Annotated in this window: 19 protein-coding genes and 1 pseudogene; 2 read left to right on the top strand and 18 right to left on the bottom strand. The window is 64.9% G+C overall.

Annotation, left to right across the window (positions count from 1 at the left end; translation table 11 throughout):
- Positions 1-2: 2 nt before the first annotated feature.
- The 7 genes and pseudogenes from ABID26_RS30040 to ABID26_RS30010 all read right to left on the bottom strand — a co-directional run bounded on the left by ABID26_RS30040 (position 3) and on the right by ABID26_RS30010 (position 7,946).
- Positions 3-731, bottom strand: a complete 729-nt coding sequence (locus ABID26_RS30040) for an ABC transporter ATP-binding protein (RefSeq protein WP_126097405.1) — start codon at positions 729-731, stop codon at positions 3-5.
- A gap of 20 nt (positions 732-751) precedes the next feature.
- Positions 752-1,942: pseudogene (locus ABID26_RS30035) on the bottom strand (ABC transporter ATP-binding protein); the annotation flags it as partial.
- A complete protein-coding gene (gene livM / locus ABID26_RS30030; RefSeq protein WP_126097404.1) occupies positions 1,942-3,336 on the bottom strand; it encodes a high-affinity branched-chain amino acid ABC transporter permease LivM in 1,395 nt (464 codons plus the stop codon). The pseudogene ABID26_RS30035 and the gene livM, both read right to left, overlap by 1 nt.
- Positions 3,337-3,341: 5 nt before the next feature.
- Positions 3,342-4,244: a branched-chain amino acid ABC transporter permease gene (locus tag ABID26_RS30025; protein WP_126097403.1), complete on the bottom strand. Its 903-nt coding sequence runs from the start codon at positions 4,242-4,244 to the stop codon at positions 3,342-3,344.
- Between the two features lie 336 nt (positions 4,245-4,580).
- Positions 4,581-5,582 (bottom strand): 4-hydroxyproline epimerase, encoded by a 1,002-nt coding sequence (locus ABID26_RS30020; protein WP_126097402.1) that lies wholly within the window; start codon positions 5,580-5,582, stop codon positions 4,581-4,583.
- Positions 5,583-5,614: 32 nt separating this feature from the next.
- Entirely contained in the window at positions 5,615-6,862 is a 1,248-nt protein-coding gene (locus tag ABID26_RS30015) for an NAD(P)/FAD-dependent oxidoreductase (RefSeq protein WP_189521426.1), read from the bottom strand.
- A gap of 190 nt (positions 6,863-7,052) precedes the next feature.
- A complete protein-coding gene (locus ABID26_RS30010) occupies positions 7,053-7,946 on the bottom strand; it encodes a dihydrodipicolinate synthase family protein (protein WP_126097401.1) in 894 nt (297 codons plus the stop codon).
- Between the two features lie 67 nt (positions 7,947-8,013).
- On the opposite strand from ABID26_RS30010, the gene ABID26_RS30005 reads away from it, so the two are divergent.
- On the top strand, positions 8,014-8,718 hold the full coding sequence (locus tag ABID26_RS30005) for a GntR family transcriptional regulator (RefSeq protein WP_292304839.1): 705 nt from the start codon (positions 8,014-8,016) through the stop codon (positions 8,716-8,718).
- 89 nt (positions 8,719-8,807) lie between these two features.
- Here the strand turns inward: ABID26_RS30005 and ABID26_RS30000 are convergent, their stop codons facing one another.
- The 3 genes from ABID26_RS30000 to ABID26_RS29990 all read right to left on the bottom strand — a co-directional run bounded on the left by ABID26_RS30000 (position 8,808) and on the right by ABID26_RS29990 (position 11,373).
- Positions 8,808-9,125 carry a hypothetical protein gene (locus ABID26_RS30000; protein ID WP_189521425.1) on the bottom strand — a complete coding sequence of 106 codons (318 nt, stop codon included), beginning with the start codon at positions 9,123-9,125 and terminating at the stop codon, positions 8,808-8,810.
- Positions 9,126-9,381: 256 nt separating this feature from the next.
- Positions 9,382-9,687, bottom strand: coding sequence for a hypothetical protein (locus tag ABID26_RS29995; RefSeq protein WP_126097400.1), 306 nt, complete (start codon positions 9,685-9,687; stop codon positions 9,382-9,384).
- Positions 9,688-9,876: 189 nt separating this feature from the next.
- On the bottom strand, positions 9,877-11,373 hold the full coding sequence (locus ABID26_RS29990; RefSeq protein WP_126097399.1) for a CoA-acylating methylmalonate-semialdehyde dehydrogenase: 1,497 nt from the start codon (positions 11,371-11,373) through the stop codon (positions 9,877-9,879).
- A gap of 375 nt (positions 11,374-11,748) precedes the next feature.
- Here ABID26_RS29990 and ABID26_RS29985 point away from each other — a divergent pair, with 375 nt between their 5' ends.
- Complete coding sequence (locus ABID26_RS29985; protein WP_126097398.1) at positions 11,749-12,630, top strand: LysR family transcriptional regulator; 882 nt, start codon at positions 11,749-11,751, stop codon at positions 12,628-12,630.
- A gap of 7 nt (positions 12,631-12,637) precedes the next feature.
- Here ABID26_RS29985 and ABID26_RS29980 read toward each other — a convergent pair whose 3' ends face one another.
- The 8 genes from ABID26_RS29980 to ABID26_RS29945 all read right to left on the bottom strand — a co-directional run bounded on the left by ABID26_RS29980 (position 12,638) and on the right by ABID26_RS29945 (position 20,737).
- Complete coding sequence (locus ABID26_RS29980; RefSeq protein WP_126097397.1) at positions 12,638-13,210, bottom strand: hypothetical protein; 573 nt, start codon at positions 13,208-13,210, stop codon at positions 12,638-12,640.
- Positions 13,211-13,339: 129 nt separating this feature from the next.
- Positions 13,340-14,599: a D-amino acid dehydrogenase gene (locus tag ABID26_RS29975; protein WP_126097396.1), complete on the bottom strand. Its 1,260-nt coding sequence runs from the start codon at positions 14,597-14,599 to the stop codon at positions 13,340-13,342.
- A 21-nt stretch (positions 14,600-14,620) separates the two neighbouring features.
- Positions 14,621-15,148, bottom strand: coding sequence for a nucleoside-diphosphate kinase (locus tag ABID26_RS29970; protein WP_126097395.1), 528 nt, complete (start codon positions 15,146-15,148; stop codon positions 14,621-14,623).
- Positions 15,145-15,564, bottom strand: coding sequence for a nucleoside diphosphate kinase regulator (gene rnk, locus ABID26_RS29965; protein WP_126097394.1), 420 nt, complete (start codon positions 15,562-15,564; stop codon positions 15,145-15,147). The genes ABID26_RS29970 and rnk overlap by 4 nt, the downstream gene beginning before the upstream one ends.
- A gap of 275 nt (positions 15,565-15,839) precedes the next feature.
- Complete coding sequence (alr, locus tag ABID26_RS29960; protein ID WP_126097393.1) at positions 15,840-16,982, bottom strand: alanine racemase; 1,143 nt, start codon at positions 16,980-16,982, stop codon at positions 15,840-15,842.
- A gap of 391 nt (positions 16,983-17,373) precedes the next feature.
- Positions 17,374-17,892, bottom strand: a complete 519-nt coding sequence (locus tag ABID26_RS29955; protein ID WP_292345057.1) for an RNA pyrophosphohydrolase — start codon at positions 17,890-17,892, stop codon at positions 17,374-17,376.
- A 136-nt stretch (positions 17,893-18,028) separates the two neighbouring features.
- Positions 18,029-19,228, bottom strand: coding sequence for a divergent polysaccharide deacetylase family protein (locus ABID26_RS29950; protein ID WP_126097391.1), 1,200 nt, complete (start codon positions 19,226-19,228; stop codon positions 18,029-18,031).
- Positions 19,229-19,405: 177 nt separating this feature from the next.
- Positions 19,406-20,737, bottom strand: coding sequence for a S41 family peptidase (locus ABID26_RS29945; protein WP_189521424.1), 1,332 nt, complete (start codon positions 20,735-20,737; stop codon positions 19,406-19,408).
- Position 20,738: the final 1 nt, after the last annotated feature.

The raw sequence follows: 20,738 nt of genomic DNA, 5'->3' as shown, positions 1-20,738 counted from the left end.
TCTTAGTGATGCCCGCCTTCGAGATACGCGGCGCGCACTTCCGGATTGGCGAGCAGTTCCTTGCCGGTGCCGCTCATCGTCACATTGCCGTTGACCATGACGTAGCCGCGATTGGCGAGCTTGAGAGCGCCGAAAGCGTTCTGCTCGACCAGGAACACGGTCAGTCCTTGCGTCTTGTTGAGCGCGCGGATGGCGTCGAAGATCTGCTTGACGATCAGCGGCGCGAGGCCCAGCGACGGCTCGTCGAGCAGAAGCAGCTTCGGCCTCCCCATCAGCGCGCGTCCGATCGACAGCATCTGCTGTTCGCCGCCCGACAGCGTGCCGCCGCGCTGGTTGATGCGCTCCTTGAGCCGCGGGAACAGTGCGAACACTTTCTCGGCATCCTCGTCAAAATGCTTGAGGTTGTCGATGCTGGCGCCCATCTGCAGGTTTTCCATCACCGTCATGCGCGGGAAGATGCGGCGTCCCTCCGGCGACTGGGCGATGCGCATGCGGGCGATCTCGTGCGTAGGCAGCTGGGTGATGTTGGTGCCGGCGAAGGTGATGGTACCCGCGCGAGCGCGCGGAGCTCCAAAGATGGTCATCATCAGCGTCGACTTGCCGGCGCCGTTGGCGCCGATCAGCGCCACGATCTCACCCTGGTTGACGGTGACGTCGACGCCGTTCAGCGCCCGGATGTTGCCGTAATAGGTCTGCACGCCCTTGATATCGAGCAGCGTTGTGCCGGCCATTATTTACGCCCTCCACGCTTGTCCGCAGCGGGCTTAGCCGAAGCTTCCTTGCCCTTCGAAGCGCCGCCGGCTTTCGCGGCCGGAGCCTTGGCGGCCGGAGCCTTGGCGGCCATTTTCTTCGGCGCTGCTTTCGCAGTGCTCCGCTTCGCGGCCGGCTTGGCTGCTGCGGTGGGCTTGCTGGCGACTGATGCGGCGCGCGCATCGACCTGAGCCGCCTTCGAGGCGCCTTTCGACACCGTGACCCGCTCGCCCTCATCCGCATGTTCGACACTATCGGAAACCGGCCCCGCCATCATCGAAGCGGAATTGCCCGGACCATGGGCAGAGTCGGGGCCGGTATCTAGCTGTTCGATCACATCCTCGTCGCCGACTTCGGTGAGCACGGTTTCGACCTCCTCGTCGTCGACGCCGAGATAGGCGGCGATGACGCGCGGATCGGTCCGCACCGATTGCGGATTGCCGTCGGAGATCTTGCGGCCGTATTCCAGCACCACGACATGGTCGGAGATCTGCATGACCACCGACATGTCGTGCTCGATCAAGAGGATCGACGTGCCGGTGTTGTTCTTGATGTCGTTCAAGAGCTGGTTGAGCGAAGCCGATTCTTTCGGGTTGAGGCCGGCGGCCGGCTCGTCGAGGCAAAGCAGCTCCGGTCCGGTGCACATGGCGCGGGCGATCTCCAGCCGCCGCTGCGCGCCGTAGGGCAGGTCGCCGGCCGGATCGTCGGCGCGGTCGACGAGGTCCGCCTTCTCCAGCCAGTGCCTGGCAAGCTCGATCGATTCGGCCGATGCCTGGCGGTAGCTCGGGAAGCCGAACAGGCCGAGGAAGGTGTAGCCCGAGGCCTTCATCAGCTTGTTGTGCTGGGCGACCAAAAGGTTCTCGAGCAGCGTCATGCCCGAGAACAGGCGGATGTTCTGGAAGGTGCGCGCCACATTGGCGCGCGCCGGGATCTCGTGGTTGGGCAGGCGCTCGAGCAGATAGGTCGAGCCGTCGCGCTTGTTGAGCGTGATCATGCCCTCGGTGGGCTTGTAGAAGCCGGTTATGCAGTTGAACACCGTCGTCTTGCCGGCGCCGTTCGGCCCGATCAGCGCGGTGATCTCGCCGCGCCTGGCCTGGAAGGACAAGTCGCCGATGGCGACCAGGCCGCCGAACTTCATCGACAGATGCTCGACCTGCAGAATGAAATCGCTCTGGGAAGCTTGCACGTCCATCAGCCGTGGCCCTCCTTGGTGAAGGAGCCTGAGACCGCTCTTCGTTCCTTGAGGAAGGCGGTCGGTTCACGGCTGCCGACGAAGCCGCGCGGCTTCCACAGCATGACGATGACCATGGCCATGCCGAACAGCAGCATTCGATAGAGTTCCGGTGTAAAATCGGGGCCGAACACCGCCTTGAGGAAGCCGAGCTCGCGCAGGATCTCGGTGCCGCCGATCATCACCAGCGCCGCCACCGCGATGCCGCCCAGCGAACCCATGCCGCCGAGCACAACGATGGCAAGGATGATCGCCGATTCCAGGAAGACGAAAGATTCAGGGCTGACGAAGCCCTGTCGGGCGGCGAAGAACGAGCCGGCGAAGCCGCCGAACATGGCGCCGGTGGCGAATGCCGTCAGCTTGGTGGTGGTGGTGTTGATGCCGAGCGAGCGGCAGGCGATCTCGTCCTCGCGGAGCGCTTCCCAGGCGCGGCCGACGGGCAACCGGCGAAGCCTGATGGTGACGAATGCGGTGAAGAAGCACAGGCCCAGGATCAGGTAGTAGAGGAAGATTTTATAGTAGGCGCCCGACTGGGCGATGTGCAGCACCTTGGCGATATAATTCGGGTCCGAGACGTTGAACGACATCAGGCCGAAGAACGACACCTTCGGAATGCCGGAAACCCCGGCCGAGCCGTTGGTGACCTCGCGCCAGTTGATGATCACCAGCCGGATGATCTCGCCAAAGGCGAGCGTCACGATCGCCAGATAGTCGCCGCGCAGCCGCAGCACCGGGAAGCCGAGCATGACGCCCCAGAAGGCGGCCATGGCGCCGGCGGCGGGCAGCAGGATCCAGAACGACAGGCCGAAATGCGTGCCGAGCAGCGCATAGGCATAGGCGCCGACCGCATAGAAGGCAACGTAACCGAGGTCGAGCAGGCCGGCCAGCCCGACGACGATGTTGAGGCCCCAGGCCAGCATCACATAGATCAGGATCTGGATGCCGAAATTGTCGACCCATTTCAGCGAGCCCTGAAAGCCGAACGCCAAGACCATCACGACTGGATAGGCGATCAGCACCGCGACGCCAATCTTGTTGAAGTTGCGCCGCACAAAGCCCGGTTCGGCCGCGATGGCTGCGGGCGCCTTGGCCTTTTCCGCCTTGGCCCGCTCTATCGCCGGCTGCGCATATCCGACATAGAGGAAGCGGCCGACGGCGGTGGCGATGACCACCAGGGCTAGCAGGCCCCAGCGCTGCACAAGGATGAGTTCGTTGGAGATGTTCTGGTCGGTCCTCAGACCGATGAACAGCACGAACAGGCCGAGCGCGATGGCACCCGCATAGAGCGCCTCGCGGAAAGCGCGCTGGATGGGAGGGACGACGACGTCGCGCTCCGGAGACACGGTAACGGCCATGAGGATCAGACCTTTTCGACTTCAGGCCGGCCCAGGATGCCGGAGGGCAGGAAGATGAGCACGATCGCCAGGATCGAGAAGGCTGCAACGTCCTTGTAGTCGATCGAGAAATAGGCCGACCACATGCTCTCGATGAAGCCGATCAAAAGCCCGCCGAGCACCGCGCCCGGCAGCGAGCCGATGCCGCCAAGCACCGCCGCCGTGAAGGCCTTCACGCCCGGCACGAAGCCGTCGGAGAACACCACCACGCCGTAATACATCAGGAACAGCGTGCCGGCGACAGCGGCAAGCGCTGCGCCCATGATGAAGGTGATCGATATAGTGCGGTCGACGTCGATGCCAAGCAGCGCCGCCATCTTGCGGTCCTGCTCGCAGGCGCGCTGCGCCCGCCCCAGCGCCGTCCTGTTGACGAGATACCAGAAGATTACCAGCAGCGCTGCGGTCACCAGCACGATGATGATCTGCTTCAGCGAGACGCTGATGCCGTCGATCGTGTAGACTTGGCTGACCAGCGGCGGGATCGGCTTGTTGCGCGGGCCTTGCGTGACCTGCACGAAGTTGGACAGCGCGATCGACATGCCGATGGCGGTGATCAGCGGCGCCAGCCGGAACGAGCCGCGCAGCGGCCGGTAGGCCACCTTCTCGATCGTCCAGTTGTAGAGGCCGGTGAGCAGCATGCCCACGATCATCATGATCAGGAGCGCCACCACCACCGGCACCGAATAGAACATCGCGCCGAGGATCAGGAAGACGATGAGGGCCGTGAAGGCGCCGACCATGAAGATGTCGCCATGGGCGAAATTGATCATGCCGATGATGCCGTAGACCATCGTGTAGCCGATCGCGATCAGGCCGTAGATAGATCCCAGCGTCAGCCCGTTGATAAGCTGCTGGACGAAGTACTGCATATTTACGCGGCTCCCCTGGAATGTCGCCTTCGAGGACGCATTCCTTTTCGTATTTCCCCTAGTCGTAAAGTCTCGAGCCCGGATTGCAACGTCATTTTTCAATCGCCGGGCGTGTTTTGGAAGCACGCCGCCCGATTGCCCGTTTTCCCGCACCCAGCCCCTGGACTATCGCGGACCCTATCATTGGCACAACGCAATGTCTTTGACGATTCAGCCGTAGCATGCGCACGCTTTCGAAGAAATCGCCGTCAAAATAAGTTGATGTGACGATTCCTTGCGTCCCTGAGCGTGGCCGATTTTGCGCGGAATCCCTTCCGCAAGGTGAGGCCGTGACGGTTATGTGACGATGAATCCGTGCGCGAACGGATCGCGGTCGTCGATGAAGATGGTGTTGAGCCCGGTCATGCGCGCCCAGCCGCCGATCGAGGGGATGATCGCCGGCTTGCCGGCCACGCTGACCTCCTTTTCGACCCTGCCCTTGAACAGCGAGCCGATGATCGATTCATGGACAAAACTGGCCCCGGCCTTGAGCTTGCCTTTGGCGTGAAGCTGCGCCATGCGCGCCGAGGTGCCGGTGCCGCAAGGCGAGCGGTCGATCGCCTTGTCGCCGTAGAAGACGGCGTTGCGCGCATCGGCCTCGGCATCTCTCGGCTTGCCGGTCCACAGCATGTGCGACAGCCGGTTGATGCCGGGATTCTCCGGATGCACGAACGAGTATTTATCGTTGAGGCGCTGGCGCACCACCGGGCTCCAGGCGATGAGATCGCCGGCCGAATAGTCGCCCATGTCGCGGTAGTTCGTCTGCGGCTCGACGATGGCGTAGAAATTGCCGCCATAGGCGACGTCGACGCTGATCTCGCCGAGCACGGGGCATTCGACCGTCAGCCCTTCGGCGTAGAGGAAGGACGGCACATTGGTGATGCGCACCTCCTCGACATATTCGCCGACCTGTTTGTATTCGGCGATGACCAGGCCGGCCGGCGTGTCGAGCCTCAGCACGCCCGGCGTCTTCGGCTTCACCAGTCCGTGCTCGATCGCCATTGTGACGGTGCCGATGGTTCCGTGGCCGCACATTGGCAGGCAGCCGGAGGTCTCGATGAACAGGATGGCGATGTCGCAGTCCTCGCGCGTCGGCGGATAGAGGATCGAGCCCGACATCACGTCATGGCCGCGCGGCTCGAACATCAGTCCGGTGCGGATCCAGTCATACTCGGCGAGGAAATGCGCGCGCCGCTCCATCATCGTCGCGCCTTCAAGCAACGGCCCGCCGCCGGCGACCAGCCGCACCGGATTGCCGCAGGTGTGGCCGTCGATACAGAAGAATGATTTCTTGGCCATGATGCTCCTTAAAATATCACAATCCGCGGGTGTCAGAACCGTTGCGGACGGAATGGAGTGAGATCGAGCGGCGGATTCTGCCCGAGAACGAGATCGCGGATCAAGCGGCCGGTCGCCGCCGCCTGGGTGAGACCGAGATGGCCGTGGCCGAAAGCGTAGAAGACGCCCGGCGCCCGCGCGGCTCCAATGACCGGCAGCGAATCCGGCAGCGAGGGGCGAAAACCCATCCATTCGCGGCCGCCCGACGGATCGAGCCCCGGCAGGAAGCGTTTTGCTTTTTCCAGCATCGCCTTCGAGCGCCGGAAATTCGGCGGCCGCTCGATGCCGCCGAGTTCGACGGCGCCGCCGACGCGCAGTCCGGTTTCCAGCGGCGTGATGACGAAGCCATGCCCGGAAAATATCAATTGCCGCTTCACGTCGAAGGCCGAGATCGGCAGCGTCGTGTTGTAGCCGCGCTCGGTTTCCAGAGGGATGCGGTCGCCGAGATTCTTGGCCAGAAGATGCGACCAGGCGCCGGCGGTGACGACGAGCTGCTTCGCCTTCCGCGTCGTGCCGTCGGCGAGCATGATCGTGGCGCCGTTTGTTCCAGCCTCGATACGCTCGATCCGCGCATGCTCGAACCGAGCGCCGAGCTTCTCCGCATAGGCCCAGACCGCCTTGCCGAGCAGCTTCGGATCGGCGACCGTCTTCCAGCCCGGCACGAAGGTGCCCTTGACGAAGCGCGGTGACAGGCCGGGCTGCAAGCTGGCCATCTCCTCGCCCTCGACATGGCGAAAGCCGATGCCGAAGCGCTCACGCTCCGCCCAGCCCGGCAGCGAGGCGCGGAACTCGGCTTCGCTTTCGTAGAGCTCGAGCGAGCCGTCCTCGCGCAGCATCGGTCTCGTGCCTGAGCGGTCGAGCAGGCCCATCCATTCGGCTTCTGCAAGCTTCATCATGCCTGCCTGCGCCGCGACGCTCGCCTCGTAGTGCTTGGCGGCGCCGGCGCGCCAGAAGCGGATCAGCCAGGGCAGGAGGCTGGGCAGATAGGCCGGCGGAACGGCCAAAGGCCCAAGCGGGTCGGCAAGCCATTTCGGCAGCTGCCTGATCATCCCCTTATGCGCCAGCGGCAGCACGTCGGAGAAAGCAAAGGCGGCGGCGTTGCCGGAGCTCGTCTCCTCGCAGATGCCGGTGCGGTCGAAGACGGTGACGCTGCGGCCAGCCTCGGCGAGGTATGTGGCAGCGCAGATGCCGATGATGCCGCCGCCGATGATGGCGATGTCGATCGAAGTATCGCTTGTCATGGGTGCATGCCGCGCCGCATGTCTCCGCCTCGCTCCGCGCCTTGCATTGAGGCCCCCTCATCCGGCCCTTCGGGCCACCTTCTCCCCGGTGGGGAGAAGAGGCTGGCGCCAGCGTTAGCGACCTCTTCTCCCCTCGGGGAGAAGGTGGCCGCGAAGCGGCCGGATGAGGGGGTCTGCGACATTGTCACCTTCAAAACGCCGGCAGTTCCGGCCGCACGGCCAGCGCATCCTTGACGATCTTTTCCACCGCCTTGCGGCGCTCGCCCGACAGCGGCCGGCGCGGCATGCGCACGCGGTCATTGGTATCGATCGCCAGCACTTCAGCAAGCTTGATGTTTTGGACCAGATAGGTCGAGACATCGAGGTCGAGCAAAGGCCGGAACCAGCGGTAGATCTTCAGCGCCTCCTCGCGGCGGCCCTTTCTCATCAGCTGGTAGATGGCGACGGTCTCGCGCGGGAAGGCGGTGACGAGGCCGGCCACCCAGCCGATGGCGCCGACCGACAGCGCCTCGAAGGCGAGGTTGTCGACGCCGGTGAAGAGATCATAGCGGTCGCCGAGGCGGTTGATGATCTCGGTCGACCGGCGGATGTCGTCGGACGATTCCTTGATGGCGACGAATCGCTTGTCCGACGCCAGTTCCTCCATCAGGTCGACGGTGACGTCGACGCGATAGGCGAGCCGGTTGGAGTAGATCATGACCGGCAGGTCGCCGGCTTCGGCGACGGCGCGAAGTGCCGCCACCGTCTCTTGCGGGTCGGTGTGGTAGATCGGGCTCGGCACCACCATCAGGCCGTCGGCGCCTTCCTTGGCGGCGCGGCGCGCGATGCTTGCCGCCTCGCGCGTGCCTGGCTCATTGACGGTTAAGAGCACCGGCTTGCCGCCGGCGGCCCTCTGCGCTGTCTTCAGCACCTCGATCTTCTCGTCGAAGGACAGCATCGGCCCTTCGCCGAGCGAGCCGCAGACGATGATACCGTCGCAGCCGGCCTCCATCTGCAAGCCAAAGCAGCGCTCCATCTCGGCATGATCGAGGCGGTCGTCGGTGGTGAATTTGGTCGTGACTGCGGGGAAAACTCCGGCCCACATGGCTGTCTCCATCTGATATATCAGTCGTATATCTATTAAGTGTTGGCCTGTCAACGCTGAATCCCTTATGATATATGAAAAATATATCAGGAGCCAGTCATTGATCTCCCCACTGATATCCATCGAGACCAACACGACCTTCGAACCGGCGGCGACCAAGGCCTATCGCGCGCTGGAGCACATGATCGTAACCCTTGAGCTGGCGCCGGCGAGCTTCGTCACCGAAGGCGCACTGATCGAGCGGCTGGGTCTCGGGCGCACCCCTGTGCGCGAGGCGATCCAGAGGCTGGCCTGGGAAGGACTTCTCGACATCAGACCCCGCGCGGGCATCGCGGTCGCGCCGCTTCACCCCGGCGACTGGCTGCGCGTCATCGACGCAAGGCGTGGCGTCGAGGTGGTGCTCGCCCGCTCCGCCGCCCGCTTCGTCACCCGCGAGGCCGCGGACCTGTTTCACGAGGCGGCCCTTGCCATGCAGAAGGCGGTGATCTCCGGCAACGTGCTTGCCTTCATCCAGGCCGACAAGCAACTCGACGAGGCGCTGGCGATCGCCGCCGACAATCCCTTCGCGGCGCGCGTGGCGGCGCCCTTGCAGACGCACAGCCGCCGCTTCTGGTTCCGCTACAAGGCCGATACCGGGCTCGCCGAATCGGCCGAGCACCATGTCGCGCTGATCCGCTCGATCCTCGACGGCGACGAGGAAGCCGCTGCCAAGGATGCCAAGAAGCTGATGGCGCTGCTGCGCGGCCACGCCGAGGTGGCCGCGACGCGCTGATCGGATCGGTTCAGCCCTCGCCGAACTCCCCGTTATTATCTACGCAATTCCGGACGGAAAACCGTTGCACGCTTTTCCGCGAATTGCATTCAGCCGCCCGGCTGCCCAACCGCGGTGGCCAGCGTGTCTTCCCATCCGTCACCGGCCGCCAGGATGCAGGCTTGGCCCTTAACGTCGGTCATCAGGATGGTCCAGGTTCCGCTCGCCGACACAAACACCTCGAAGATCGCGACTTCTCCGGCCACGCCATAGCCGAGCCGCTTCTCCTCGAATGCCTCCGCCAGCCTCGCGACCAGATAGTCATGGCCGCCGCAGATGACTTGCGCCCGCGCGGGGAATGCCGGCAGCGCCATCACGGCGCCGACAGCCGCCAGCTTGATCGATCGATACGAAAATATGCGTGCCATAGGGCACCTCCATTGCCTTCGCATTCCGGCAAGGGAGGCACATTCGGCCGCCTCAGTGTACCGGAACGCTCCAGGCCGGATTGGACGTCTTCATCGCGTCACTCCTTCTGGTTTCCGGTCTGTCGCAGGGAGATCATGACTCCCTGGATTCGATATGGTGAACCTCCACCCTGCAAACAAGCGGGCGTTATGGGGAGCGCCTGGGTCGGCCTTCGCTCAGCGCGTGGCAGGGCGTTCGACCAGGCCGTTTGGGTGTTCAGGCACCCGGCATGGCTGCCGTGATTGAAGGGCTGTCCCAGCCTTCGCCCACCGAAAGAATGCAGCTTTGCCCCTTGGTGTCGGAGGCAAGCACGGTCCAGCTGCCCCGGTCGGACACAAAAATCTCGAGCACGACGTTCGGATTGATCAGTCCGCGCCCCGCTTCGCTTTCGTGGAACTGGTCGCCGAGCGCCTTGATGATGTCGGCGCGCGGTGCGCACTGCGCGGCCGCATTGGCCTGGACGGCGCCGCCAAACACTGCAGCCGCCGCAAGGAACGTCGTCGCCATAAGAAATCGTGCCATCTGACACCTCCTCGCGCCAGACGAGAACCCCGGCTGCTACCGGCGCTGTTTGATTGGCCTGCATCTTGGCAGGGATGCAATTTAAGACGAATGGTAGCCTGTTGGTTCCATCGCCTATGCGTGATGTCCTTTCCAAATGCAGTAAGGCCCGGGCGTTGCCCGGGCCTACCTGTACGACCTTTCGACTGGTCAGTTCATCGTCGGAATGACGAACTCGGCGCCGTCCTTGATGCCGGACGGCCAGCGCGAGGTGACCGTCTTGGTCTTGGTGTAGAAGCGGAACGCATCCGGGCCGTGCTGGTTGAGATCGCCGAAGGACGACGCCTTCCAGCCGCCGAAGGTGTAGTAGGCGATCGGAACCGGGATCGGCACGTTGACGCCGACCATGCCGACCTGGACGCGCGAGGCGAAGTCGCGCGCGGCGTCGCCGTCGCGGGTGAAGATGGCGACGCCGTTGCCCATCTCATGGTCGTTGGCGAGCTTGATCGCATCCTCGTAACGCGGCGCGCGCACCACCGAGAGCACCGGCCCAAAAATCTCTTCCTTGTAGATGCGCATGTCGGCGGTCACGTTGTCGAACAGGCAGCCACCCATATAGTAGCCGTCCTCATAGCCCTGCATCGTGAAGCCGCGGCCGTCGACGACCAGCTTGGCGCCTTCCTTGATGCCGAGATCGACATAGCCTTTGACGCGCTCCAGCGCTTGGCGCGTCACCAGCGGGCCGAAATCGGCGGAAGAATCCGTCGACGGACCGACCTTCAAGCTTTCGACGCGCGGCACCAGCTTTTCCATCAGCCGGTTGGCGGTGTCGTTGCCGACCGGCACGGCGACCGAGATCGCCATGCAGCGCTCGCCGGCCGAGCCGTAGCCGGCGCCGATCAGGGCGTCGACCGTCTGGTCCATGTCGGCATCGGGCATGATGATCATGTGGTTCTTGGCGCCGCCGAAGCACTGCACGCGCTTGCCGGACGCGCAGCCGCGCGCATAGATGTACTGCGCGATCGGCGTCGAGCCGACGAAGCCTACGGCCTTGATGTCCGGATCGTCGAGGATTGCGTCGACCACTTCCTTGTCGCCGTTGACGACGTTCAGCACGCCTTCCGGCAGGCCGGCCTCGATGAACAGCTCCGCGATGCGCAGCGGCACGCCCGGATCGCGCTCCGACGGCTTCAGTATGAAGGCGTTGCCGCAGGCGAGCGCCGGCGCGATCTTCCAAAGCGGGATCATGGCCGGGAAGTTGAACGGCGTGATGCCGGCGACGACGCCGAGCGGCTGGCGCATCGAATAGGTGTCGATGCCGGGGCCGGCGCCGTCGGTGAACTCGCCCTTCATCATATGCGGCGCGCCGATGCAGACCTCGACGACTTCGAGGCCGCGCTGGATGTCGCCGCGCGCGTCGGCAATCGTCTTGCCGTGCTCTCGCGCCAGGATGTCGGCCAGTTCTTCATAGTCGCGCTGGACCAGTTCGAGGAACTTCATCAGCACGCGCACGCGGCGCTGCGGGTTGGTGGCTCCCCATTTGAGCTGCGCGGCCTTGGCGTTCTCGACCGCGGCGCGCAATTCCTGCGCCGAGGCCAGCGCCACCGTGGCGCGCACGGAGCCGTCCATCGGCTGCATGACGTCCTGCTTGCGGCCGCTGGTGCCGGCGACATGCTTGCCGCCGATGAAATGACCGTATTCGATCATGGTTTCTCTCCCTTTCTGGTGATGAGGCATTGTCCGCCTTTGCGGCGGCGATGGCAACGCGAGCCAAAACGCAACCGTTGTGCAAAAAATAGATAGCGGCGATTGGGCGTGCATTAATTGCCGCAAATGATAGGGTGCGACTTCCACACTACAGGGATTGAACGTTGCATTCCTTCACACCCCCCTCTGGCCTGCCGGCCATCTCCCCCGCAAGGAGGGAGATTAGCAGTTTCTTTGATGGCGCATCTCCTCGAACGTTGGCGATTGGCGAAAGCCGCCGTGACGTCCAATCTCCCCCCTTGCGGGGGAGATGGCCGGCAGGCCAGAGGGGGGTGGGCGGGAACGCGGCGCCCGCCATTAATCCGGACCATCCCCATGAACTGGGATGACGTGCGCATCTTCCTTGCCGTGGCGCGCGCCGGACAGATCCTCGGCGCGGCCAAGCGCCTGGAGCTCAACCATGCCACCGTCTCGCGCCGCATCGCGGCGCTCGAGGAAGCGCTGCGCACGAAGCTTTTCCGCCGCCTGACCACCGGCAGCGAGCTGACGCCCGCCGGCGAGCGCTTCCTCGACATCGCCGAGCGCATGGAAAGCGACATGATCGCCGCGCGCTCGACCATCGCCGGCGAAGGCGACGACGTCTCCGGCACGGTGCGCATCGGCGCGCCCGACGGTTTTGGCGTCGCTTTCCTGGCCAAGCGGCTCGGCGAGCTGACCGCGCTTCACCGCGAGTTGACCATCCAGCTGGTGCCGGTGCCGCGCTCCTTCTCGCTGTCGCGGCGCGAGGCCGACATCGCGATAACCGTCGAGCGGCCGACCGAGGGGCGATTGGTGGCGGGAAAGCTGGTCGACTACACGCTCGGCCTATTCGCCTCCCGCGCCTATGCCGATGCCAACGGCCTGCCCAGGACGGCGGCCGAGCTCGGCCGGCATACGCTGATCGGCTATGTGCCCGATCTCATCGTCAGCCCCTCGCTCGACTATGCCGCCGAGTTCAGCCCGGACTGGCGTTCGAGCTTCGCCATCTCCTCGGCGCTCGGCCAGGCGGAAGCGGTGCGCTCAGGCGCCGGCATCGGCATCCTGCACACCTTCGTCGCCCGCTCGATGCCCGAGCTCGTGCCTGTCGACATCGTGGCGCCCATCCGCCGCGCCTACTGGCTGGTCTATCACGAATCGGTGAGGCCGCTGCGCCGGGTCCAGCTCGTCGCCAATTTCATCACCAAGGCGGTGGAGCGGGAAAAGGGGTTGTTCGTGTAGATCCGCTTCAAGGCGGATCGAGCACGAATGAAGTCACGACCTTCTCGGCCTCGTCGGCGAGCGGCGCCCACATCTGGGCGGTTTCCTCGGCGCTGTTGCCCATGAGCCCGCAGGTGACGAAGCCGTAGCGGTCGCTGCGGATCGAAATCGCGATCTTGGCGTGCCCATAGAACCCGGCATTGCCGTCGCCCAGCCGGAAATCCATGTCGGCCATCCGCACCGGATAGCCGTCCGGGAATCGCGCCAGCCTGTCATTGCTGAAATTGGCCGAGCCGAAGGCCGCGCCGATCAGCGTCTGCCAGCTGTCCGGCGACCAGTCCTTCTCGACAAAGACCCTGGGATCGGGCGGATTGTCGGGGGCGGTCGGATCGTAGAGATTTTCCGACACCCGGCAGGTCAGTCCTTTTTCGCCGGATTTGACCTTGAGCCGCATGGTATCGCCGGACGTGGTTTCGCTCGTCCATTCCTCCGGATAGGTCAGCGAAAAACCGTGCTCCTTGTCGTGAACCGTCTTGTCCGCCGAAAGTGCCGGGGCGCAGATCAAATATCCGGCCGCCCCAGCCAAAACAAAAGCGCGCATCGCACTACCCTTCCCACCGCGCCGACGATAGCACAACCGGCGTGCAATGCCGCCTTGCGCTTGCCACAAAGTCGGCGAGTGTGGCACCAGCGTCAGGATCGATGTCGTCGGCCGCATCGGCCTTCTAGGTCAAGCCTTGACATACCGGTCGGGGCTGAGATCGAGCGCGTTGATCTCCGGCACCCGGTTGGACATGATGTCGGAAAGCACCTTGGCCGAGCCGCAGGCCATGGTCCAGCCCAGCGTGCCGTGGCCGGTGTTGAGATAGAGATTGGACAATTCGCTCTGGCCGACCAGCGGCGGCCCGTCCGGCGTCATCGGCCGCAAGCCGCACCAGAAGGTCGCCGCCTTGAGGTCGCCGCCGCCCGGATAAAGGTCGCCGACGGAATGCTCGAGCGTGCGGCGGCGCGATTCATGCAGGCGGAGATCGAAGCCCGAAATCTCAGCGGTGCCGCCGACGCGGATGCGATCGCCGAGCCTGGTGATCGCCACCTTGTAGGTCTCGTCCATGACGGTCGACACCGGCGCCGCCTCGGCATTCGTGATCGGCACGGTAATGGAATATCCCTTGACCGGATAGACCGGGATCGGCCGCTTCAGCTTGCGCATGAAAGGCGCCGAATAGCTGCCCAGCGCCATCACATAGGCGTCCGCCGTCCGCCAGCCCTTGTCGGTGCCGACATTGACGACGCGGTTGCGGTTCCTGACGACGCGCCGGATGGTCGTGCCGTATTCGAAAGTGACGCCGCGCGCCGCGCAAAGCTCGGCGAGCTTCTCGGTGAACATCTTGCAGTCGCCGGTCTCGTCGCCGGGGAGTCTCAGGCCGCCGACAAATTTTTCGCGCACGCCGGCAAGCGCCGGCTCCGCCGCGATGCAGCCGTCCCGATCGAGGATCTCGTAGGGAACGCCGTACTTCTTCAGCACCTCGACGTCGCCGCCCGTGCCGTCGAGCTGCTTCTGCTTGCGGAAGAGCTGCAGCGTGCCCTTGGACCGCTCGTCATAGGTGATGCCTGTCGCGGCACGCAGCGCCTTCAGCGTGTCGCGGCTGTATTCGGCGACCGGCACCATGCGCGACTTGTTCAGCGCATAGCGCTCGGCCGTGCAGTTGCGCAGCATCTTGATGAGCCACGTCCACATATGCGGATCGAAGGCGGGGCGCACCACCAGCGGACCGTATTTCATCAAGAGCCATTTGACGGCTTTCACCGGGATACCGGGCCCGGCCCATGGCGAGGCGTAGCCCGGCGACACTTCGCCGGCATTGGCGAAGCTGGTCTCCAGCGCAGCACCTTGCTGCCGGTCGATCACCGTGACTTCATGGCCGGCCTCGGCAAGGAAGTAGGCGGTGGTGATCCCGATCACGCCGCCGCCCAGCACCAGGACTTTCATTTAATGCTCCCTCAAAGCCGATCATGCCGCCGAGGGGCCTGGATCGTCGCCTTCTGTCTGCCGGATTTTGCCGGCCCCGCCAAGGGGCCTTGTGGCGCTGTGGACCAGCCTGAGGCCATGGGGTCGCCGTCCGGCCGCCACGTTCCGCGCTGCACGCCGAGCGGCTTCCGGCTGGTAGGCCACATCCTCGAGAAGGATGCTCTCACCGCTGCCGTCGGGGCGCTTTATCAGTGCCGACTGACCTGTCCTCATGCCAAGCAGGCAGAGACCGCGCCAGGTGCCGACCGGCAGGCTGGATCCGACGGGAGCGGATGCGTCGCCCAGCACCAGTGTCCGCGTCTCCACTGGACCATTATCGACGCGGAAGATCACCCGGCTGTTCAGCGTGGCCACGTCGGGCTCGATCATGCCGACCGGGACAATGCTGCTCTCGGCGAGCTTGCGTTCGAGCATCGGCACGCTCGCGTCGGCAAAGGCGCGCCGGCGCATCAGCATCGCTTCGAGAACCGCGAAATCCTTCGCTGTGAGACAATACATGGTCCGGGTCATGGCGCTCTCCGCGACGACGTTTGCTCGACGGCATGAATGGTTGCCGAAAGGACCCGGCTGTCGCGGCTTCGCCAGGAGACCGTCCGGCCGGTACGGGCGCCGATCAGCGCCGTTCCGAGCGGCGTCAGCACCGAGATGCGTTTCTCGGCGATGTCGGCCTCGGCGGGGTAGACCAGGGTGACGCACTGGACGCTTCCTTCGTCGTCGTGAAGCGTCACCGTCGAGCCCATCCGCACCACGTCGGCGGGCATGGCGGATTCGGCGGCGATCCTGGCGCGATCCATTTCGGCGAGCAGGTCCTCGGCCATCTCAGGCGCGCGCTCGAGAAAGGCTCTGGCAAGGCCGCTCAAACGGTCGTGATCCGCATCGCTGACGACGATCTGGTTTCCGGGGCGCGATTGGGTTGTTGCATGCATGGCGAACCTCATGGACTGGCGCATCGACGAACGAATGCGCGGACGGCCGCCGTTCAAAGGCGGCGGACAAGAGCCGGTAGCCGCAAGGGGGCTGGCTGGCTCGATGACGATGTCAGGAATTCAAATGCCCCCGGCTCGGCGGCCGCCAAAGCGGCCGCGCCGGGGCTACGCTCCCGCGATGGGGCAAACCCTGAAGAAGGTTCTGCTATGGGCGAGGTTGCTCATGTTCCGAGCCTTGCCGAGAAGCACCGGCTTGTCAAGCAAGGCAGTAGCTCTCAGATCCCGACATAGCGGCGGTGAAAGCGCGCACCCAGGCTGGTAAGCACCTCGTAGCCGATGGTGCCGGCATGGCCGGCCACGTCGTCGAGGCTTTGCGACGGGCCGATGAGCTCGACGAGATCGCCCTCGCCCAGCCCGCCGGCCGGAAGCGCTGAAATGTCGAGGATGATCGAATCCATCGATATCCGCCCGACGAAAGGCAGGCGCACGCCCTCGAACCAGGCGGCCGAGGCGGCGCGCCGGTGCCAGCCATCGGCATAGCCGAACGAGATCGTCGCCAGCCTGAGCGGTCCCCGCGCATGATAGGTATGGCCGTAGCCGATGCCGGCGCCGTCTTCGACCTCTCGCGTCTGCGCCACCTTCGCCTGCAGCCGTACCACCGGCAGCATGGGGTTGGCCTCGCCCGGCGTCGGATTGATGCCGTAGAGCGCGGCGCCCGGCCGGGCGAGATCATAGTGGTAGGACGATCCGAGAAAGATGCCCGACGAATTGGCGAGCGACGCCGGGGCCTCGGGCAGCATTGCGCGCAGCCGTTCGAACGCCAGCCGCTGCACTTCGTTGGCGGGATTGCGCGGCTCGTCGGCGCAGGCGAGATGGCTCATCACGAACCTAATGTCGATGCCGTCGAAGGCATCCTTCGCGAGCGCCTCGACTTCGGCCGGCGGCATGCCGAGCCGCGACATGCCGCTGTCGACCTGGATGGCGGCCGGCAGCGTTCGACCGGCGGCTCGCGCCGCTTCGCGCCACGCTTTCAGCTGAGCCGCGCTGTTGATGACGGGATGAAGCCCGGCCGCGAGCGCTTCCGATTCCGAGCCCGGCGGCAGCCCGTTGAGGACAAAGATGTCAGGCCCTGGCCCAAGCACCTTGCGCAGCGCGATGCCCTCGCCGAGCAGCGCGACGAAGAAGACGTCGCAACCTTCCTTGATCAGCGCCGAGGCCGCTTGCGCGGCGCCGAGACCATAGCCGTCGGCCTTGAGCACGCCGGCGCAGCGCACACCCGCCAGCCTTGCTTTGAGCCGCCGGTAATTCTCGCGGATGGCGCCGAGATCGATGGTCAGGATCGCGCCGGCGGCTGCCTCGCTAGGCATCGAGCTACCGGCGGCAGGCGTTTGCGGCAAAGGGGCTCTGGCGTCGCTCATCGAGGCAATCGCGCCGGAAAAGAAGACTGTTTTGCACTTGTTGCGGAGACGCGTGCTTGCCGACCCCAGCGCTGCCCCTTACCTGCCTGCCGGCATCCTCTGCCCGTATAGTGACGGGGAGAGGGGCGCTGTCGATGCCGATTTCGCCAGTCACCAACGTCGCAAGAACGGCGCCGAGGCTGCGGCCAGCCCCTTCTCCCCGTCACTATACTGGGAGAAGTGCCCGGCAGGGCGATGAGGGGCAGCGCCGACGCTCCGCTAAACTGCGCTTGCCGCGCGTCGTTCATGTTTGCCTCTTTGGCTGCGGCACATCTCAACAAAGCATGATCTCGACTATGGTGCCAACCTCTTCGCTATCCGAATTTGGTTGGAAGCACGCCTGCCCACGCTTCTAGCCAACCAGATGCCGAAAGGCCGCCACCACCTGTTCGTAGACCTTGCGCTTGAACGGCACGATGAGGTCCGGCAGCTCCTGCATCGGCCGCCACGCCCATTGATCGAATTCGGCCTTGTGGCCGCCCGGCGGCGGGTTGATCTCAATCTCGCTCTCGTCGCCCTCGAAGCGATAGGCGAACCATTTTTGCGTCTGGCCGCGATAGCGCCCCTTGAAGGCGACGCCGACCAGATGCGGCGGCAGGTCGTAGTTGATCCAGTGCGGCGCCTCGGCAAGCAGCGACACGCTGCGCATGCCGGTTTCCTCGTAAAGCTCCCGCTCCGCCGCGTTAAGCGGCTCCTCGCCCTTGTCGATGCCGCCCTGCGGCATCTGCCAGAGTTTCGTGGTGCCGGAAAACTCGCTGTCCGGCTCGGCGATGCGGTGTCCGACCCAGACCAGGCCGGCGCTGTTCAAGATCATCAGTCCGACGCAGGGGCGATAGGGCAGCGTCTCGGGATCGATCATTTTCTTGGACATTCCTGGATTGCGGTATCGGCGAGAGACCGATGATTAGAGCAATTCCAGGAAAAGTGCGAAACGGTTTTCCGTCCGGAATTGCGTTGAAAACAAACAGATAGAGCGGTTCTTCGTTTCCATGAAACGGTGAACCGCTCTAGCCTTTCTGCGGGTCGATGGCGACAGCGGAAATCGGCACGATCTCGATGCCGCGCTTCTTCGCCTCGGCGACCCAGGACGTGACCGTGTCGACGGTGATGTCGAAAGCCGAGCCGATGCCGACGGCACTGCCCTTGGCCCGCGCCGTGGCTTCCAGACTGTCCAGCTTCTTGAGGATTTCGCCGCGATCCTGCACCGCGTCGATCGCCATGTCGCCGGCGACGAACGGCACGCCGTCCTTCAGCGCGAGTTCGGGCGCCAGGCTTCGCGCGGACGAGCCGTCGTCGACATAGGCAAGCCCTCGCTTGCCGAGCTCGGCCATGAACGGACCCATCGCGTTTGCGTCGGCCGAGAAGCGCGCGCCCATATAGTTCATGACGCCGGTATAATTGGTCGTCCTGGACAGCGCCCAGTGCAGGCTCTTCAGATTCTCGTCCGGGCTTGCCGAGACCGTCAGCGTGTTGCGCCCCGGATTGACGTTCGGATAGTCGAACGGCTCAAGCGGTACCTGCATGACGATCTCATGCCCGCTCTGCCGCGCCACCTTCATCCAGCGGTCGATGCTGTTGCCCTGCGGGGCAAACGCCAGCGTCACCTCGGGCGGCAGTTTGGCGATCGCCGCCTGCGTCCCGGTCTGCGAGACGGAGAGCCCGCCGATGACGATCGCCACGCGCGCGCCGCGCGCGCCCGACCATGGCCGGGCATAGACGTCGAACGGCCGCCTGCCGTCGGCGGAGCGGACCGGCAGCGGACCGCCCTCGCTGGCCTCGATCAGCGCCCTGTCCGGAAGATGCGCGACCTTCAGATTCTGCCCGAGCGCGGAGGGGTCGCGGATGACGATCCCGGCTTTGGGTGGACCGTCGCCGTCTTCGGTCTGGACATGGATGATCTGCGGGCCGCCGCTCTTCATCGGCGTGCTCGCATTGGGATTCGCCCGCGCCGTTTCAGCCGATGCTGATGCCGGCGCCGGCGCCGGAGCTGGCGCTGGCGCCACGGTCACCTTCGGCGTCGAAACGGCCATCTCTTCCGGCTTGCGGAAAGGTTTTTCACGCAATGCGATCGCACCGGAAATGCCGACCACGGCGAGGATGGCGACCGCCGCGCCAAGCGTGCCGGCGCTGATGCCGCGCCAAGCAAGGCGCTGAGGCCGGAGCGTCTGTCCGAGCGGGCGTTCGATATCCTTGCCGATGTCAGCCAAGCCGCATCCCCAAGCCCGTGGCGCGGCTGACCGCATTGTCAGCGCTCACGAGCGAATTCAACCCTCGGCGCCCCGGCGCCTCATCCCCGAATCAAACTGCCGGAACCTCGCGGTCCCGGCAGCATCGCATCGCTTCGGTCGGTCGGCCAGAGCGATATGCTCCGGTCAATCCCGCCTTTACTGGTTCAGCACAGCCTTGTCCGGGTTCGGCGGGAAGGCCGGATCGGTCTTTTGGCCACGCAGCAGCTGTTCGGCATAGATCAGCTGCAGGTCGTCCTTCGGCTCCGGCGGCACATAGGCGGCCGAGCCCGAGCCGGTTGCACCCTCGTCGGCACCCTTGATGTGGCCCTTGAGGTCGGATTCGCCGCGGGTCAGGTCCCTGCCCTGCAGGTCCGGCGGCAGCGGCTGCTCGACCTTGATGTCGGGCGTGATGCCCTTGCCCTGGATCGACTTGCCCGACGGCGTGTAATAGAGCGCCGTGGTGAGCCTGAGCGCGCCATTCTCGCCGAGCGGGATGATGGTCTGCACCGAGCCCTTGCCGAAGGACTGCGAGCCCACCACCGTGGCGCGGCGCAGATCCTGCAGCGCGCCGGCGACGATCTCGGACGCGCTCGCCGAGCCGCCATTGACCAGCACGATCAGCGGCTTGCCGCCGATGTCGTCGTTCTGCTTCGGCTTGGCGTCGAAGCGGGTGACGTCCTTCGGGTCGCGGCCGCGGGTCGAAACGATCTCGCCGCGCTTCAGGAAGGCGTCCGACACGCTGACCGCCTGGTCGAGCAGGCCGCCCGGATTGAGGCGCAGGTCGAGCACATAGCCCTTCAGCTTGTCGTTCGGCACCTGCTTCTTGATGTTCTCGATGGCGTTCTCGAGATCGTCGTAGGTCTTCTCGGTGAAGGAGGTGATCTTCATGTAGCCGACGTCGTTCTCGACCCGGAACTTGACCGCCTTGACCTTGATGATGTCGCGCACGACCGTCAGCTCGATCGGCTTGTCGGCGCCCTGGCGCAGGATGGTGAGCTTGATCGGCGTGTTGACCGGGCCGCGCATCTTCTCGACCGCGTCGTTGAGGGTGAGGCCGCGCACCTCTTCGCCGTCGATCTTGGCGATATAGTCGCCGGCAAGCACGCCCGCCTTGGCGGCCGGCGTGTCGTCGATCGGCGTGATCACCTTGACCAGGTCGTTCTCCATGGTGACCTCGATGCCGAGGCCGCCGAACTCGCCCTTGGTCTGCACGCGCATATCCTGCGCCTGCTCGGCGTTCATGTAGGAGGAGTGCGGATCGAGCGAGGCGAGCATGCCGTTGATGGCGTTCTCGACCAGCGACTTGTCGTCCGGCGGCGTCACATATTGCGCGCGCACGCGCTCGAAGATGTCACCGAAGATCGCCAGCTGCTTGTAGGTCTCGGAGCCCGCAGCATTCGCCGCCGAGCCGGGTGCGCCGTAGACCAGGCTCATTGCCGATGCGCCCATCAGCGCGCCGGCAAACAGAAGCGACAATTTCCGCATCATT

This window comes from Mesorhizobium shonense (assembly GCF_040545255.1).
GTDB classification, from domain to species: Bacteria; Pseudomonadota; Alphaproteobacteria; order Rhizobiales; family Rhizobiaceae; genus Mesorhizobium; species Mesorhizobium shonense.
Note: the sequence above shows the minus strand (reverse complement) of the source record. Positions and strands in the feature narration are given on the sequence as shown.